At 38.6% G+C, this 17,490-nt stretch carries 14 protein-coding genes; 3 read left to right on the forward strand and 11 right to left on the reverse strand.

Going from position 1 to position 17,490, the window contains the following annotated elements:
• Window positions 1–103 precede the first annotated feature (103 nt).
• The 6 genes from FH976_RS02140 to FH976_RS02165 form a co-directional block, all read right to left on the reverse strand.
• Complete coding sequence (locus FH976_RS02140) at window positions 104–1,786, reverse strand: aspartate:alanine antiporter (protein ID WP_194089274.1); 1,683 nt, start codon at window positions 1,784–1,786, stop codon at window positions 104–106.
• 306 nt (window positions 1,787–2,092) lie between these two features.
• Entirely contained in the window at window positions 2,093–2,356 is a 264-nt protein-coding gene (locus FH976_RS02145) for a GrxA family glutaredoxin (RefSeq protein WP_194089275.1), read from the reverse strand.
• A 115-nt stretch (window positions 2,357–2,471) separates the two neighbouring features.
• Window positions 2,472–3,332: a MurR/RpiR family transcriptional regulator gene (locus tag FH976_RS02150; RefSeq protein ID WP_194089276.1), complete on the reverse strand. Its 861-nt coding sequence runs from the start codon at window positions 3,330–3,332 to the stop codon at window positions 2,472–2,474.
• A 323-nt stretch (window positions 3,333–3,655) separates the two neighbouring features.
• The gene (panP, locus tag FH976_RS02155; protein ID WP_194089277.1) at window positions 3,656–5,314 is read right to left on the reverse strand and encodes a pyridoxal-dependent aspartate 1-decarboxylase PanP; all 1,659 of its coding nucleotides are present in this window, start codon (window positions 5,312–5,314) and stop codon (window positions 3,656–3,658) included.
• Window positions 5,315–5,430: 116 nt separating this feature from the next.
• Window positions 5,431–5,958, reverse strand: coding sequence for a hypothetical protein (locus FH976_RS02160; RefSeq protein WP_194089278.1), 528 nt, complete (start codon window positions 5,956–5,958; stop codon window positions 5,431–5,433).
• 181 nt (window positions 5,959–6,139) lie between these two features.
• Window positions 6,140–7,042, reverse strand: a complete 903-nt coding sequence (locus tag FH976_RS02165) for a lysine exporter LysO family protein (protein WP_194089279.1) — start codon at window positions 7,040–7,042, stop codon at window positions 6,140–6,142.
• A gap of 454 nt (window positions 7,043–7,496) precedes the next feature.
• Here FH976_RS02165 and FH976_RS02170 point away from each other — a divergent pair, with 454 nt between their 5' ends.
• Complete coding sequence (locus FH976_RS02170; RefSeq protein WP_194089280.1) at window positions 7,497–8,090, forward strand: TfoX/Sxy family DNA transformation protein; 594 nt, start codon at window positions 7,497–7,499, stop codon at window positions 8,088–8,090.
• A gap of 103 nt (window positions 8,091–8,193) precedes the next feature.
• On the opposite strand, the gene FH976_RS02175 is transcribed toward FH976_RS02170, so the two are convergent.
• A complete protein-coding gene (locus FH976_RS02175) occupies window positions 8,194–8,745 on the reverse strand; it encodes a hypothetical protein (protein ID WP_194089281.1) in 552 nt (183 codons plus the stop codon).
• 307 nt (window positions 8,746–9,052) lie between these two features.
• Here FH976_RS02175 and FH976_RS02180 point away from each other — a divergent pair, with 307 nt between their 5' ends.
• Entirely contained in the window at window positions 9,053–10,318 is a 1,266-nt protein-coding gene (locus tag FH976_RS02180; protein ID WP_194089282.1) for a DUF945 family protein, read from the forward strand.
• Window positions 10,319–10,568: 250 nt separating this feature from the next.
• Window positions 10,569–11,651 (forward strand): 3-phosphoserine/phosphohydroxythreonine transaminase, encoded by a 1,083-nt coding sequence (gene serC, locus FH976_RS02185; protein ID WP_194089283.1) that lies wholly within the window; start codon window positions 10,569–10,571, stop codon window positions 11,649–11,651.
• A 92-nt stretch (window positions 11,652–11,743) separates the two neighbouring features.
• Here serC and cydC read toward each other — a convergent pair whose 3' ends face one another.
• From cydC to FH976_RS02205, 4 genes are all read right to left on the reverse strand, one after another.
• Window positions 11,744–13,465 carry a heme ABC transporter ATP-binding protein/permease CydC gene (cydC, locus tag FH976_RS02190; RefSeq protein WP_194089284.1) on the reverse strand — a complete coding sequence of 574 codons (1,722 nt, stop codon included), beginning with the start codon at window positions 13,463–13,465 and terminating at the stop codon, window positions 11,744–11,746.
• The gene (gene cydD / locus FH976_RS02195) at window positions 13,458–15,242 is read right to left on the reverse strand and encodes a heme ABC transporter permease/ATP-binding protein CydD (RefSeq protein ID WP_194089285.1); all 1,785 of its coding nucleotides are present in this window, start codon (window positions 15,240–15,242) and stop codon (window positions 13,458–13,460) included. The genes cydC and cydD overlap by 8 nt, the downstream gene beginning before the upstream one ends.
• A gap of 175 nt (window positions 15,243–15,417) precedes the next feature.
• Window positions 15,418–16,377, reverse strand: a complete 960-nt coding sequence (gene trxB, locus FH976_RS02200; RefSeq protein WP_194089286.1) for a thioredoxin-disulfide reductase — start codon at window positions 16,375–16,377, stop codon at window positions 15,418–15,420.
• A gap of 140 nt (window positions 16,378–16,517) precedes the next feature.
• Window positions 16,518–17,354: a DUF2797 domain-containing protein gene (locus FH976_RS02205; RefSeq protein WP_194089287.1), complete on the reverse strand. Its 837-nt coding sequence runs from the start codon at window positions 17,352–17,354 to the stop codon at window positions 16,518–16,520.
• Window positions 17,355–17,490 lie beyond the last annotated feature (136 nt).

Raw genomic sequence — 17,490 nt, forward strand, 5'->3', positions numbered from 1 at the left:
TTGGGAGCGCCTTTATTGTTTTTAAGTTTTATTATTTGATATCTAAATTATGGTCAGTATTGAGATAAAAGGCAGCGATAGAGCCACCCCTCCCAAATGACTATTAACTTAATATAATTAATAGAGTCCCTGCCAGCGTCATTAATATATTGGCAATGGCGTAAGTACCAGCGTAGCCAAGCGCTGGAATGGTCGATTTAGCATAGTCATTGACGACATCCATTGCGGGGGCGCACGTTCTTGCGCCAATAATAGCACCAAATAATAAAGCGCGATTCATTTTTAATACGTAAGCGCCAAAGAAATACGCACAAATAACAGGAACAACGCTAACAATGAAACCAAAGCCTATCAGTTTAAGACCAACGCTATCCAGGTACTCAAACATATTACTGCCCGCATTTAAACCAATGCCGACCATAAATACCATGAGCCCAAGATCTTTCACCATATTTAATGCACCTTGTGGAACATAGCCGAAAGTAGGGTGATTGGCTCTTAAAAATCCTAGCATGATCCCCGCAATTAATAGACCAACGGCATTACCAAGGCCAAACGTTACTTGGCCAAATGTCATGGTAATTAAGCCAAATAATAAGCCAAGAATAAAGAAGCAACAGAAGGCAAGTAAATCAGCAATTTGGCTATGAACAGAGATGAAACCAATTCGTTCGGCAAGACCTAATACACGGCTTTTTTCACCACTGACTTGTAAAATATCGCCTTTAGCCAGTACGATATTTAAATCCATCGGCATTTCAATTTGGGCTCGAACAACCCGGCTTAAAAAACAGCCATATTCTGCAATGTTTAAATCAGAGAGCTTTTTGCCTGCGATACTGTCACTTTTAACCACGATTTCTTCTTCTGCGATACGTAAATCGAGTAAGTTACGATCAAAAACCTCTTTACCATTACGAAAACTAGAGTCTAATCTAGCATGGCTGTCTGGGTAGCCTACTAAAGCAATTTCGTCGCCAGGTTGTAAAATAGCATCGCCATCCGGATGGGCGAGAATACCGTTACGACGAATACGTTCGATATAGCATCCGGTCTGACGGTAGATACCGAGTTCACGTAGGTTTTTACCATCAGTCCAATCGATCAGCTCTTGCCCAACACGATAAGCTCGTATAATTGGTAGATAAACTTTACGTTGTCTTGCACCACCTAAACCTCGTTCTTGAGCAATACGTTGAGCAGAGTCACTTAAATTTTCTTTTTGTAATTTAGGCAGTAATTTGGCAAACAAGATCATGCTTATTAAGCCGATAAGATAAGATAAAGCATAACCAACGGAAAGATTTGCGAGGAGTGTTGATAGATCAGAACCTTCTGGAATAGTTCCAAGGCCTGAGTTCAAAGCATCTTGTGCACCGACTAAAATAGGCGTTGCGGTCATTGAGCCTGCCATAATACCTGCAGCAAGACCAAAATCCAAACCGAGAAGACGACCAAGTCCGTAGGTTAATAATAGGGCAGTAACTAACACGACTAAACTTAAGAAAAAGTAATGCTTACCATCTCGCAGGAAGATACCAAAAAAATTGGGGCCGGCTTCGATACCGACACAGTAGATAAAGAACATGAAGCCAATGGTTAAAGCTTCAGCATTAAAGTGAAAGCCTAGATGCCCCATGATCAACGCGGTGAGCAATACGCCAATTGAGTTACCAAGTTGGAATCGAGCAATACGAATTTTGCCAATGGATAACCCAATAGCGAGCACAACGAATAGAAGAAGAATTGAGTTTTGGTCTAGTAGCGATGCGACGTCTATGTTCACAAGTTATCTCAAGAAAATTTATATAAAACAAAAAATTAATTTGCCATCAAAGGCTAGTTGCAATCGTTGAAAGTGTATTGGTGATGAAAACTAAGCTTGAATAAACAGTACTAGTATACAATCACGAAAATACTTAAGGGCAACGTTGGAAGTGTATAGGATAAAGGCGGATTAAATAAGAGGAAAAGATGGTTTTTAGAATTTAATTTTATTTATCAAATTTATATTATAAACATTTATTAATCTGCACACAAAACCCACCGTAGTGGGTTTTGTGTGTTGCAGTATATAATACAGCGTTGTTGATTAGCTAAATAAGCCAAGGTTCGCTTTCGCGTAGGCTTCAAATTCAGTAAATCCACCAACGTGGTCTTGATCGACAAAAATTTGTGGCACGGTTTCTACTGGTTTACCTACTGTTTTTTCAAGATCAGCTTTTGAAATACCTTCAGCGTGAATATCAACATAACGATAGTTAAAATCATCACGTTCTTCTTTTAACTTATCAGCAAGATCTTTTGCACGAACACAAAATGGGCAACCAGGACGACCAAAAATAACGACAAACATATTTCTCTCCTCTAACTTGAATGCGTTTACTATGCCTTAAGATAAAGTGGTTTTAAAGATTGTTTTAGCTTTTATTTTAATAGGTAAAATCGATGAATGATTTTTAGACTATTCGTTACTCTGGGAACATAGGTGCTTTTTCGTAGCGTGATGTTTTTAATGCATCCTTTACACGTTTTAAATTTTCCCTAAATCCTGAACCACGACGTAGAGTAAAGCCAGTCGCCAGAACATCAATAACAGTCATTTGAACAATTCGACTTGCCATTGGCATGTAGACATCAGTGTCTTCAGGGACATCTAAAGAAATGGAAAGTGAACTGACTTGCTCTAATGGTGAATCCTTCGCAGTGATGGCAATAACAGTCGCACCGTTTTCTTTGGCTAAAAGTGCAATTTCAACTTGGCTTTTAGTTCGCCCAGTATGAGAAATTAACACCACTACGTCATTTTCAGAGCAATTAATACAACTCATACGCTGCATAAGTGGATCATCAAAGCATGAAATAGGGATGTTGAAGCGGATGAATTTATTTTGGGCATCTTTCGCGACAGATGATGAAGCGCCAAGCCCGAAAAAGGAAATTCGTTTTGCCTGAGTTAATAGATCAACCGCACGATTTATTTGAAAAGGATCGATAGTATTTTTTGCTACATCAAGACATGCCATGGTCGATTCGAAGATTTTATGGGTATAAGCCTCAGGTCCATCAGATTCTTCGACATTACGATTAACATAAGGCGTACCATTAGCTAGGCTTTGCGCAAGATGCAGCTTAAAATCAGGAAAACCTTTCGTATCTAATCTGCGACAAAAACGGTTAACTGTTGGTTCACTCACATCAGCAATCTTGGCTAGTGTGGCGATGCTAGAATGGATAGCCGTTTGTGGTGCTTCAATAATAACTTCTGCTACTTTACGTTCTGATTTACTAAAGATATCGAGGTTTTTTTGAATTTTTTCTAATGTATTCATACTGCTTCTCAGAAAAGGTTTACCAGCATTAACTCATACATTATGTGAAATACTGGTTAATTAGGGTCGAGTTAATTCTCGAAACCGACTAGATACGCTTTATAACAGCAAGTATACCGATTGTGATTATAAAACAGGCCGATTTCCCTATGTTTTATTATCAGAATATGACAAAGCTCAAATTTAATTACAGTTTTGGAAGTTTTTTAGAATTTTCAGAGCTAATAAAAAGTAAAAATGAAACTTTCTATGTTTTTTAGAAAGAAAGTTTCATTTTAGAATGTAATTAAGCTTGTCTTTGAATTACGGACTTTACGATGAGTTTATTTACCTTCGTTCTTTTGCAAAATTATCTGAGTGAGTTGATGAATTTTGGGTAAGACAAATGGACTGGTTTGCGCAATGCGTCGTTGTTCTTCAATAATAGAGTGTAATATGTCTACTGTGGTTAACGGATTTGCTAACACAACTCTTAATACAATGGTTTCCATTCGCTGCCATTGTTCTGGCGTTAAGCGAGTACGAGAAACAAAAGAACGGCCATTCTCTCTCTGACTTTTTTGAATGAATTGAGTGAGCTCATTTAAATATTGATGGAGTATTTTTAACTCATCTGGACTCGCAAGACGTAATGCTTGTTGAGTGTCTTTAGGTATATAACGATAAGTCAGTAAGCATAGCTCAGGTTCGGAAATTAACTCAAAATCGTCCTGGCTATGAATAAGTTCAGCAAAATAATGGGCTTTTCTAATACTTTCATTAATCAATAGCTCATAACCTGGTCGACTAATAATATGCAAACTTGAATAAACTAACATTGCCATACCAGAGCGAGATCCTTCCAAGGTATGAGAACCTAAATCTTTTGATCCTTTACGTAGAATATATTCAGCATGGTGTTCAATGGAATGCATGGCGGTAGGATCTTTAAACAGAACCATTCCTGCCCCCATTGGTATATAAAGCTGTTTGTGGGCATCAATCGTGACAGAATCTGCAAGCTCTATTCCTTTTAGCAAATGGCGATGCTGATTTGACATTAAGGTTGCGCCACCCCAAGCCGCATCAACATGAAAATGGCATTGCTCACGTTTTGCTATTTCAGCAATTTTATCTAAGGGATCAATATTGCCAGTTTCTGTTGTGCCTGCAACACCAATAATGGCAAAAGGCTTAATGTTTTGAGTTTTGAGTTGTTGAATTTTTGCATCCAAAGCTAGCGGACAAATTCGATTATGTTGATCTGTTTTTATTGCGATGAGATTTTTCTGACCAATGCCTAATACATCAGCGGCTTTTTTTAATGAATAATGCCCACGCTCGGAAACAAGAATTGCCATTCCTTTATAGCCATAGTGCATCATGGCATTAAACAACCCTTCCTTTTCGACACCTTGAAAATTGCCATCTGCTTTTAATGCATTATTACGTGCCACCCAAAGGGCGGTAATGTTGGCAATTGTACCGCCAGAACAAAAGGCACCTAATGAATGTTGTGCACTGTGCATCCACTGTTGATAGAAATGTGTATTTTGTGAATAGATTAAGCGATGTAGCATTCCTAATACTTGGCGCTCTAACGGCGTGAATGCTTTTGAGGTTTCAATTTTTACTAAATTTTGGTTAAGCGCAATCATGATTTTTGATAGCGGCATTAAGAAATAAGGTAAAGCGGAGGTCATATGGCCAATAAAGCTTGGTGCAGACGTATGGACGGAATGAGAAACGACAGTATCTAATAGATGTTGTGTATGTTCAGATACAAACGTTGGTTGTTCAGGAATCGCAGCATTTGAAAAGTCTTTTTCGATCTCTGAAAGTGGCTTTTCTTCCGCAACAATATGCTCACGCAAAAATGCATTTAAATTTTGTGAAAGTTTTTGTTCTATATTCCCTAAAGTCGAGTCGGGCGCTTCTGGGACGGTAAAAATCCGTAATAAGCTTTCAAAGTTAACATCTACGATTTTGTCTTCGGATCCCATACACGGCTTTCTTTAAAAATAATTAAATTGAGCGAAACAATTTAGCTGAAAAATGCTGAAAAGTCTCGCCAGATATTAACGGATTAACTTTGAGGATATGTGCTGCCGAACAATGGTTATTGGCAAATAATATCACTCGTTTTTGCCATCGCTTGATTATATTTATCTAAAGCAGGATTGATATTACTTGGATGGCTTAACAATTCAGCAAAAGCCGATCGTAATTCATAGTTCATTTTATTGGGCGGAGCTTGGCGGTCATCAAAGGTTGCTTTCGCTATTTTTCCAAGTTCATCATTACGTTGGGCCAGCTGTTTAATCTCTGGTTGAGGTAATTTTAGCCAAGACTCTACGGGTTCTTTAATTGCAACCTTGGTAGGATCATTTGTTAAATAATAATGAACCGCCGCACGATTTAACTCAAAGTGATGAGTCCGTCCTTCTAAAAACCATTCCCCAACGTCTTTTAATTGAGGGTTTTGTTGAGTCGTAATAGAAACAAGGTCTTGATACCACTCTAAAGAGGCTGATATATAATCATCATATTTATCATTTAGGCACTGGGAAATAGGCGCAGTACTGGCTGTCGCAACATTTGAGAAACCTGAGAGGGTAAGAATAAGCGTAATAACTGATTTCTTCATGTTCTATCCTTTAATTATGGCTACAAAACAGCCACCTACTAATTATTGTCGCATTATTGTAAAGATAAGAAGGTGATAAGCCAGATATTCGCGTTTTGGTGCGCTCGCTTTGTGATCTCACGATTATTTAACAATTTTTTAGTCCGAGATCACTATGTTTTAATCCAAAATCACAATGACTTCATCCTAGCGATACAAAAAATAAGATAAAAATAGGCACCAATAAACTAAGAATAAAGCCACTAACAATCGCAATTGGAACACATTTTACACCGCCAGTACTTTGTATTATAGGTAATGTAAAATCTAATGAAGTTGCCCCCGCATAACCAATAGAACTACATGGATAGCGTCGAATAAACAGTGGGATGGCAATTAATGCCACTAGCTCTCTGAGTAATTCTAAGAAGAAAGAGGCGCCTCCATATATAGGGCCGTAAGCGTCTCCCATAAGTATTCCGGATAATGAATACCAACCAAAACCAGACGCCATAGCCAGAGCATTAGTAAAGGGGATATTCAGTATATATGCAGCAATTAACCCACCACACCATGACGTTAATACGACCACGAGAGCAATGATCATTCCGTGTTTATTTAATAAAATTTGCTTAAGAGTTAAGCCGCTATTACGAAGTTGAATACCAATTAAAAATAATAATAAAAGTAAAATGCTTCCACTAGCACCGTCCACATAAGGTAATTTAAATGGTAGCGATAAACCAACGAATAAACCTGCACTGACCACTAAGATTAGTTTTGCTGACTCTAATGCCATTAAATACGTTGGTAGTGCTTTCGTTTTGCTGCAAGCTTCAACTGGCATGAGCTTATCGATTAAAGGTAAGCTGGCTAAGTTACATAAGCTAATTGAAAAAAAGAATGTTGCCGTATATAGGGCGATAGTTTGTAAATTAGTACTGAGATTATCCAGAGCAGAAAGACTTAGGCCCATCAAAAATAAAATGACATAAATAAGCTGAGACACGGCTTGGTTAATACGATTTAGCCAATGCTCATTTTTTAAAACGATAAAGTAACCGATAATCAGTGGTAAGAATATTAGGAAAACACCAGAATACATAAAGGCCTCAGGGTAATGGAAATTAAATAATTAACCAGTTTTTATTATCAATAACGTAGATTTTATGCGTGACATCATAGCTTAATGCTAGTGCAGCATAAAGGTGAATTCACTTAATAGACATTCTAATTTTATAGAGAATAAACTTTTTTCTCGACGATTGTTATTTGTTCAATTTGGTTGTTTTATTATCAATCATTTGTTGTTGGTAGGTTACTTTTGCGAGTGATGTATCATTTATAGTGGTTTTAAATCCTTTCGATGTGAGCTGCGCACTTACTTAATTTTCCTCATAAAGTATCATTTGAATTTGAAGTAACGGATGAAAATACTAATAAATAAGATGTAATTTTTATACTGGTAGTAGTTGTATATAAGGATATTTTGCTCGAAAGCCATTATATGGCACTTGTGTATTGATCGGGGGGTTAGTCATAAGTATGGAGGTTTTACAATGGGCACTAGCATGGAGCAGACATTTTTTGAATACGTAACTAAGTTTGGTATGTTTCAAAAGCGATCAATGTTTGGGGGTATAGGTTTATTCAGCGATGATGCGATGTATGCATTAATTTCAGGTAACGTTATCTTCATCCGTGGCGGCGGTGATTTAGATGCTTTTCTGAAAAATAAAGGATGTAAACGCTATAAACATGTGAAAAAACAGACCGTCGCAACGGTTAATTATTTTGATGTAACCGAATTATTTACTGAGCGAGATGATTCTTTAGATTATTTAATTTGTTCATCTATCGAGTACTCTAAACAAGAGAGAGCGTTTCAAAAATCAGAGGAAAGTAAGCGACTTCGTGATTTGCCAAATATGCAATTAACACTCGAACGTATGGTGAAGAAAGCAGGAATACCTGATGTGAGTACATTTTTAAACTTAGGCCCAGAAGATGTATTTCAGCGTGTCAAAGAAACTTACGGTGGGGATGTAGATATTCGCTTATTATGGAAATTTGCAGGTGCGGTAGATGGATGTCATTGGAAACTTATTCAAGAGCCTAGAAAGCAACAACTTTTATCCAATGTTCATCATTAACGATTAGTTTGAGACTACATTCGGTCATGTACAAAAATGCCTCGTACTTTTGAAGTCGAGGCATTTTTATATTGAAAATATTTAACGCTAATGGTTGTTGTGATTAAAACTTAAAACGAGTCGTCACCATTAATTGATCGCCATAAATATAGTTTAATTTGCCTTCTAAGCCGATTGAAAATAACTCAGTAGCATGGAAGCGGCCAAAGATTGTGCCATATACATCATCGGTATCGCTGTCATTGTTAATTTTGTAATAGCCTAGTTTACCGCCAAGCTCAAATTGTGGCCCCATCCATTGTCTGATACCTAAGTTAACTTCCATACCAGTATCATGATCGAATTTTTTACGGTCATCGACGACTTTTAAAAGCATCTCACCATTGATATCAGTCCAGTTCGTTACGGGTGCGTGAAAACCTAGACCTGCAGATAGGTCGTAATCATTATCAAACTCCGAATCAACAGAGATAATTGCATGAGCATTAGGGTGAATGGATTTACTAAGGCTAGCACCAAAGGTCATTGGGCTAAGTCCGATACGAGCATCGACATAATCGTAGTTAAAGTTGCTCATATTAGCTGCCGAATTACCATCAGCGAGAGCTGGAGTAGAAGCCAATACTAGGCCAGTTAAAATCAATGAGTTACGCATGTTCAAGAAAGTCCTTTCTGAATACGGTCTAAAGTGTGGCGAAAATGAGAGGATTCGAATTATCATTAAATGATTTTATCATTAATCTGATGCCATCAAACTATTCATCGTGTGTGGCTAAATTACCAAAATTCATCCGGTTATTAAATGATTTAGATAAATATTTACATTTAACTCACCATAATCTGAAGATAACGGGTATCTTCTAATCAAACATGATCAACTTTAGCTTTTATTTGATTCATGATGGCAAATACAATTGATGTAATATAGGTTTATTCATATTGACCACTCAACAAGGATTACAATGAACAGTTTGAAAAAATTTGCCGCCATTGGTGGCGTGATCGCAATTGCGGCATGTTGGCCGTTGGCCGTTGGACAAATCGCACAAACCGTCATTTCAGATGGTATAAAGAAATTAGATCAGAAAGAAGTGAAAGTGGAGTTAGTTTCTTATGAACGAGGTTATTTAAACTCAATAGCAAAAACTAAAGTCACGGTTATTGACCCTGTTATGAAACAGCAGTTAGAGCTAAATGGCTTTCCAACCAGTATTGTGTTTGATAATCAAATTAAACATGGTTTGGTCTCTATTGAAACAAATAGCCAAGCTGAAAATTTTTCTCAATTACCACTTAAAGCTCATTCTGTGACGCAATTTAATGGTTCAACCTCAATTAATCTGCAATCTGAATCATTTGTGGTTAACTTCTCGCATGATGATCAATCGACATTAACGATTGCACCAATGGCATTGAATGCAGATTTAGACTCTGATGGACATGTTAAATTTGATTATAACGTCAGTTCGTTTATTGGTAGCTTTGCTAATGGAGATTCACTTAAAATTGATAATATTGTTGGTGCTGGTGAGGGTTATAAAGAGCAAGGTTTTTGGTTTGGACACCAAGAAGCGGGTGTTGAAAATGTTAAAGCATTAGATTCGACTGGTAATGAGTTGTTCAATCTGCATAAATTTAATTATGTTTTTGATACTGATGAAAACAGTAAGAAAGCAACTTTTAATAGTCAGCATAAGGTGAGCGCTGACAGCTTAGATTTTGAGTCAGACAAGTTAACCGATCTGGGAATGGAATTTTCGTTTAATGATATCGATAAATCTTCCTTCACTGAGCTTTTATCTGTGTATCAACATCACGGACAAACACTTTCTAGTCAAGATATGGAAATGGCGATGCAGCATGTTGATACGTTATTCCAGAAAGGTTTTTCTATTGCTTTGAATAAAATTAAAGTTACTATCCGTAAAGGTAAATTCAATGGTAATTGGGCGTTGAACTTGCCCGCCAGTACGGAACAAGTGTCTAAAAATCCAACTGCAGTATTTAATAGTGTAACAGGGGATACTCATTTCTATGTTTCTAATGAAATGGTTGATCAATTTCCGTTTATTGAGGCGGGTTTAGATAACTTTATCCAAGAAGGTATGATGACTAAGAAAGATGATGGTTATTATATTGATGGTAAAGTTGCAAACGGAAACATTGAATTTACCGGTGGACATAAAGTACCGATGTTTATGTTATTTGCTCCATTCTTAATGCGATAATGTAGACAAAAATAGGTCTTTCTACTGTTATAGAGGGTCTATTACCCTCGAAAATATTACGTGCCAGAGATAAGTAAGAGGTCGTTATGACCTCTTTTTTTATGGCAGATGAAAAAGGTATTTTGTACTCATTGTAAAAAGTGGTATTACTGTGTATCTAAGTGATAGATAAACGGTTGTCATTATGAACCAGAAGGCATTACTTAGGGTTATCTTTCAATAAACTATCGCAGCAGGAGCAAATTTAATCATGGAACCAATCTATAACTTTAGTGCAGGCCCCGCAGCCCTTCCAAAGCCAGTTATGCAACAAGCTCAAAGTGAATTTGTGAATTGGAATGGCCTAGGCACATCCGTTATGGAAATTAGTCATCGCAGTAAGCCTTTTTTGAAGGTTGCGGCTGAAGCAGAACAAGACCTACGTGACTTATTGTCTATCCCTTCTAACTATAAAGTTCTTTTTTGCCAAGGTGGCGCAAGAGCTCAGTTTGCAGCCGTTCCAATGAACTTGTTAGGAAGCCATAAATCTGCAGATTATATTGATGGTGGATATTGGGCAGAGAGTGCCATTGAAGAAGCCAGTAAATATTGCCAACCCAATGTGATTGATGCCACTATTGAAATTGATGGCAGAAAAGCCATTGTTCCAGCGGCGCAATGGCCGTTATCTGATGATGCTGCTTATGTCCATTTTTGTCCCAATGAAACGATTGATGGTATCGAAATTAATGATCTCCCAGTAACCGATAAACCGATTGTGGCGGATCTATCTTCGACTATTTTGTCGCGAAAAATTGATGTTTCTCAATATGGTGTGATTTACGCGGGCGCTCAGAAAAATATTGGCCCTGCCGGTATTTGTATTGTGATCGTACGTGATGATTTATTGGATCTTGCCATGGAAACACTACCAAGTATTTTAAATTATAAAGTACTGGCAGAGAAAGAATCCATGTTCAATACACCGCCAACTTATGCGTGGTATTTATCCGGTTTGGTTTTTAAATGGCTTAAAGCCCAAGGCGGCGTAGAGGCGATTGAGAAGGTGAATCGAGCAAAAGCAGAAGTTCTTTATGGTTATATTGATCAGTCAGTTTTTTATCGAAATATGATCCACCCCAACAACCGTTCTTTAATGAATATCCCATTCCAATTGGCTAAGCCAGAACTCGATGGATTATTCTTAGAGCAAGCCGAACAGCGTGGTTTGCAAGCATTAAAAGGTCATCGTGCTGTGGGTGGGATGAGAGCTTCTATTTACAATGCGATGCCATTAGAGGGCGTTCAAGCATTAGTAGACTTTATGAAAGAGTTTGAACAAACCAATGCATAGATAATGCTACTCATGAAGATTGAGTTTATAACTAACATTTAATAAAAAACCGCCAAATTGGCGGTTTTCATCTTTAATGAGTAACGAAAAGATTATAATCGTTGGTGCAATCGATGATATAGACCTTCTTGAGCAATCAGTGCTTTATGCGTTCCTAGCTCGACAATTTCACCCTGTTCCATTAATCCAATCGAGTCCATGGATTCCAAGCCAATCAATCGATGGGTTACGAATATAACGGTTTTATCCACCGAATGTTTTTCGAGCAACTGCATAATTTGTTGTTCAGTTTGTTTATCTAAACCTTCGGTTGGCTCATCTAAAAGTAATATCGGTGAATTATGTAAAATCGCGCGTGCAATGCCAATTCTTCGTTTTTCGCCACCAGATAGCTGACGACCACCGTCACCTAACCAAGCATCGAGGCCATTACCATCACTTAAATGACCGAGTCCGACTTCATGTAAAATAGTAGCCAGTTCTCGATCACTAGCATCAGGTTTCGCTAAATGTAAGTTATCTTTTAATGTGCCATTGAGAATATCAACACGTTGACTTACGACCGAAATATTTTGGCGTAACCCTTTTTCTGTCCACTGTTGAATCGGGTGCTCACCAATCGATAACTCACCAGCTGCTACGTCAATTTGTCTGGTTAATAATTGTAATAAAGTCGATTTTCCAGAACCGGTTTGACCGACAATCGCCATTTTTTTCCCAGCTTGAAGTTGAATGCTGACATTATTTAAAGCGTAGTCTTTACTGTCTTGATATTTAAAGCTCACATTATTGAGCTGAATGCTAGCTTGTTGGCAGCTTTCAGTTCCTGATTCCGGATAAATAATATCAGGTGTTGCCGTGAGAACTTCATTCAATCGGCGAGCGGATTCTACCGTTTGACCGAGGTATTGGAACGCGCCAGCAATGGGCATTAATAATTCAAAGCATGCCATAGTGGCAAAAGCTAACATTGCAACCATTGGGCCTGGAGGTTGACCGTTCATACCATCCGCTGCCATCCAAATAATTAATACCATTGTCCAGCCATTCGCCAGTAAAAGCAGGGCACTTGCAAGACCCGTTAAATTAGCATTCTTAAATTGGTTTTTGAGCAATTTATCTTGATGATCTGTGATTGCTTGGCGGTATCGAGGCTCTGCTCCAAATAATACCAGCTCGCTGTGTCCTTGAACCCAATCTAATGTGGCAATACGCAGTTTGGCTTTGTTTTGGGTTAAATGAGTCCCGTTGTGTTTACCCAGTTTGTAGAACAACACTGGCCAAACTAAAAGTAGAGAGAGTAGTATTCCCCCTAAGGTTAATCCGATCGTCATATCAAACCAACATAAGAAGACCGTCAGCGCGATAATTCCGAGGGTTCCGACAATGATTGGGCTGATTAATCGAAGGTAGACATGATCCATTGCATCAACATCGGCAACCAATCGATTTAATAAATCCGCATCACGTAGTTTTGAAAAACGACCAGGAATGAGAGGAGTTAACTTTTTGAAAAAGAAAATTCGCAAATCGGCTAATAGCTTAAAGGTGGCATCGTGACTAACCACGCGTTCGCCCCAACGACCAGCCGTTCTACCCATTGCGAAACCACGAACGCCACCACCGGGTAACATGTAGTTAAATGTTTCTCTTGCAATGGTCAAACCAGCAACAGAAGCGGCCGCAATAAACCAACCAGATAAAGTTAATAAGCCAATAGAGGCAACTAAGGTTGCCAAAGCTAATAGCATTCCAAGCGATAGACTAAACCAATGTTTCTTATAAAGCTTGAGATAAGGTGCTAACTCACGCATCTAAATTCCCCTTACTCTCACTGTCTACTTGTTGTTTTGAAGACAGCATCTGTGCAAATAATCCAGCATGTTTGATCTCATCATAATGGCCACTTTGAACAATTTTTCCTGATTTCATCACCAGAATATTGGCCACCTGTTTCAGATGTTCAAGCTGATGAGTCACCATCAAGGTTGTCGTATTTTTCGTGTTGTTGTCCAGCGCTCTCATTACAAGGTTTTCACTGTAAGCATCTAGACTGGCTGTTGGCTCATCAAGGAGCCAAAAACTGCCTTGTTGTAGCATGGCACGAGCCAAGGCTAATCGTTGTGCTTGACCAACAGATAAACCACCGGAGCGATCACTGATGTGATAATCCAGACCATGCTTGTAAACAAACTCGTCAGCAAAGGCGTCCTTTAATACTTTAGAAAGTTGCTCTTCACTGATGTCTTGCTGACCGAGTGTAATGTTTTCGTAAATAGTGCCATTAATTAATAAAGGGTTTTGTCCAACCCAGCTGATATTTTTTCGCCAATCTTTAAGGTTAAGTTCTTTTACTTCTATGCCATTGATGGTTAATGAACCAGTGTAAGGAAGAAACCCCAAAATAGCGTTGATTAAGCTGGTTTTTCCCGCACCACTTGGGCCAACAAGCGCCGTGGTTTGATTGGCATCTATTATGAAAGAAACGGGCCCTAATAATTGAGTTTTCTCTGAACTAAAAACCTCAAGGTTCGTAGCTGAAATTATAATGCTTTCTGGTGATGGGAGGATTGTTGAGCCTGATTGGGCCGCTTCAACGTCTGCTTCTAGGAATTCAACTAAGCTTTCTGCTGCCCCTAATGCTTGAGCTTTGGCATGGTAGTAAGTGCCTAGGTCTCGTAGTGGTTGATAAAATTCAGGAGCGAGAACCAAAACAAACAAACCGGTAAATAAGGTAATACTGGCACCATAATAACCAAAGTTAAGCTCACCTATATAGCTAAAACCAAAATAAACAGCGGTAATCGCAATGGAAATAGAAGTGAAAAACTCTAGCACGGCGGAGGATAGGAAGGCGATGCGTAATACATCCATCGTGCTTTTACGCAATACATCCGAAGCGCTACGGAGTAATTCAGTTTCGGCTTGAGCGCGATGGAACAGGCGAATGGTCGTCATTGATTGTAAGCGATCATAAAAATGACCCGATAGGCGTTGGAGAGCTTTGAAGTTTTTCTTATTCGCATCTGCTGCTTTCATTCCGGCTAATGCCATGAAGAGTGGAACCAGTGGGGCAGTAATTAAGAATATAAGGCCTGCTGCCCAGTTAGATGGGAATACGACAACCAGAATGATGAATGGAATAAAGACAGCTAAAGACATTTGCGGCAAATAACGAGAGAAGAAATCTTGCATTTCCTCGACTTGTTCAAGCAATAAGGTTGCCCATGTACCAGCAGGTTTACCCTTAATATAAGCGGGACCTAAATCTCGCAGCTTGTCTAGAATCTGCTGACGAATATAGACTCGAACATATTCACCACAGCGATAGCCGGTTATTTCTTTGCCCCAAGTACACACAGCTCGACCAACAATCATTGCCGCTAAGCCAATAAATGAAGGGATTAATTGGTGTTTATCAACATGTTCTATAATGATTTGATGGAGGATTGAGGCGAGAAGACCTGCTTGTCCAATTAAAAATAAAGTAGAGATGATTCCAAGAGCGATTGTTGCACTTAACCAAATTTTGGCAAGCTTTCCTTGCTGCTTGAGCCACTTGTTCAAATGGCGTCTTTGTTGTTTATCCATGTAAGACTGATTTCCATCTAGGTGAGCATAATTAAAAACTCGTGAATAAAATAGGTCCGGAACTGTTGCACCGGATCTATTAATCGAATGGTATTAAATGTGAACGACGAAGCGGGTGCTTAATAAAACAACATAATTGATGTTACAAAATCATTATGTCGTTGATGTGTATCATTTACAGTACGTTCAGCTCATCAAGATAGCGTTCAGCATCTAGTGCCGCCATGCAACCTGTTCCAGCGGAAGTAATTGCTTGTCGATAGGTATGGTCCATTACATCACCAGCAGCAAAAATTCCCTCAATACTGGTTTGAGTGGCGTTACCGTTTAAACCAGATTTAACCACAATATAGCCATCTTTCATTTCAAGCTGGTTTTGGAAAATATCGGTATTAGGTTGGTGTCCAATCGCAATAAAAGTACCCATAACATCGATTTTTTCTACGTTATCAGATTGAGTGTCTTTAATTAGAACACCAGTGACGCCCATTTCATCACCAACGACCTCTTCTAATGTGCGATCGGTATGCAGAATAATATTTCCGTTAGCGACTTTATCCATTAGGCGTTTAATTAGAATTTTTTCAGCGCGGAAATTATCGCGACGATGTATCAGGTGTACTTCAGAAGCGATATTAGACAGATAGAGTGCTTCTTCTACCGCGGTATTACCACCGCCAACCACGGCAACTTTTTGATTACGATAAAAGAAACCATCGCAAGTTGCACATGCTGATACGCCACGGCCTTTAAAGGCTTCTTCTGACTCTAAACCTAAATATTTAGCGGAAGCACCAGTTGAAATAATTAATGCATTGCAGGTATATTCCATGGAGTCGCCTTTTAAGCGAAATGGACGTTGGCTAAAATCAACTTCATTAATATGATCAAATAGCATTTCAGTTTCAAAACGTTCAGCGTGTTCTTTCATTCTTTCCATCAGAGCGGGGCCGGTTAAACCTTCCGCGTCACCAGGCCAGTTTTCTACTTCTGTTGTTGTGGTTAACTGACCACCTTGTTGCATGCCTGTGACTAAGACAGGGTTGAGGTTGGCGCGAGCAGCATAAACGGCGGCAGTGTAGCCAGCAGGTCCAGAACCGAGAATGAGTAAATTACAATGCTTAATGTTGCTCATGAAAACTCCAAAATTAAATGAGAGGGAGAGGAATGCGTATGAGCGATTGTAGGGAAAATACAGGAGTAAAGAAAGCGTTAGATACGAATTCTTAGCACCGCAGCAAAGCTCTATTTGCTGCGGGTTTACAATTAATACATTTAGTCGTTAAACGTTACTTCATAAGAACCAAATTTACGAATATTGATCACCCCAGTGTCTAGAATTAGATATTGTCCTTTAATGCCTTGTAAAACGCCTGACACGACAGGGTTTTTATCAAAATTATGCGAGATTATTTTAATAGGGTGTTGCTCTACAGGGTATTCAATTGACGTGATTTCACCTGATAATATCTGTATTGCATCATCGCCATACTCTTGTTTAATTGATTCAATGACGGTAAGAACATGTGGTAACAATTCTGCAAACTTATCTTCCAATGCAATAGGTTGACCATCTTCTTTTAACAAAGTTCGCCAGTTGGTTTTGTCGGCAATATGCTTAGCGAGTTCAACTTCTATTAACCCAGAAATATAACGTGTTTTTACTTTAAAAATAGGCAAGCCTTGAGTGGCACCTTGATCGATCCAGCGAGTTGGGATTTGGGTATGACGCGTAATACCTACCTTGATACTTGAAGTATTAGATAAATAAACATAGTGATCCACCATACAATTCGCTTCACCCCATTCTGGTTCACGACAAGTACCAGCATCATAGTGGCAGGTTTCTGGCTTCATGATGCACATATCACAGCTAGCCAGTTTTTTCATACAGACATAGCAATGACCTTGGGAGTAACTTTTCTTGGTTTTCTTACCACATGCTGAACAAAAAATATTACCGCTGTGAGTGAGTGTGATTTCTTTACCAATATAAGGCATAAGATCAATGACTTCATCACCCACAGGAAGGCCATATTGAACTTGGTTGTTTTGCTGTGCATCTAGAGATGAACGTAGTTTTGATAGTGTACCCGTAATGGTAAAAGACATAGTTGAATCCAGTGAGGTTTAAAAAATGTACTCGTAAAAAACAAGTTCGAATAATTTTGATAGTTTACAGTAAAAAAGTGACATAGTGCATTGGTTTGTAACGTAGGTTTATTCACCTAATATTGATTTGCATCTA

The sequence above is a fragment of the Vibrio hibernica genome, assembly GCF_015223435.1.
GTDB lineage: Bacteria > Pseudomonadota > Gammaproteobacteria > Enterobacterales > Vibrionaceae > Vibrio > Vibrio hibernica.

Coding starts and splice junctions, on each gene's coding strand:
- FH976_RS02145 (WP_194089275.1), bottom strand. CDS start 2,356: ATGTTTGTCGTTATTTTTGGTCGTCCTGGTTGCCCATTTTGTGTTCGT.
- cydC (WP_194089284.1), bottom strand. CDS start 13,465: ATGCGTGAGTTAGCACCTTATCTCAAGCTTTATAAGAAACATTGGTTT.
- FH976_RS02165 (WP_194089279.1), bottom strand. CDS start 7,042: ATGTATTCTGGTGTTTTCCTAATATTCTTACCACTGATTATCGGTTAC.
- FH976_RS02150 (WP_194089276.1), bottom strand. CDS start 3,332: ATGAATACATTAGAAAAAATTCAAAAAAACCTCGATATCTTTAGTAAA.
- FH976_RS02175 (WP_194089281.1), bottom strand. CDS start 8,745: ATGCGTAACTCATTGATTTTAACTGGCCTAGTATTGGCTTCTACTCCA.
- FH976_RS02180 (WP_194089282.1), top strand. CDS start 9,053: ATGAACAGTTTGAAAAAATTTGCCGCCATTGGTGGCGTGATCGCAATT.
- trxB (WP_194089286.1), bottom strand. CDS start 16,377: ATGAGCAACATTAAGCATTGTAATTTACTCATTCTCGGTTCTGGACCT.
- FH976_RS02160 (WP_194089278.1), bottom strand. CDS start 5,958: ATGAAGAAATCAGTTATTACGCTTATTCTTACCCTCTCAGGTTTCTCA.
- FH976_RS02170 (WP_194089280.1), top strand. CDS start 7,497: ATGGGCACTAGCATGGAGCAGACATTTTTTGAATACGTAACTAAGTTT.
- panP (WP_194089277.1), bottom strand. CDS start 5,314: ATGGGATCCGAAGACAAAATCGTAGATGTTAACTTTGAAAGCTTATTA.
- cydD (WP_194089285.1), bottom strand. CDS start 15,242: ATGGATAAACAACAAAGACGCCATTTGAACAAGTGGCTCAAGCAGCAA.
- FH976_RS02205 (WP_194089287.1), bottom strand. CDS start 17,354: ATGTCTTTTACCATTACGGGTACACTATCAAAACTACGTTCATCTCTA.
- serC (WP_194089283.1), top strand. CDS start 10,569: ATGGAACCAATCTATAACTTTAGTGCAGGCCCCGCAGCCCTTCCAAAG.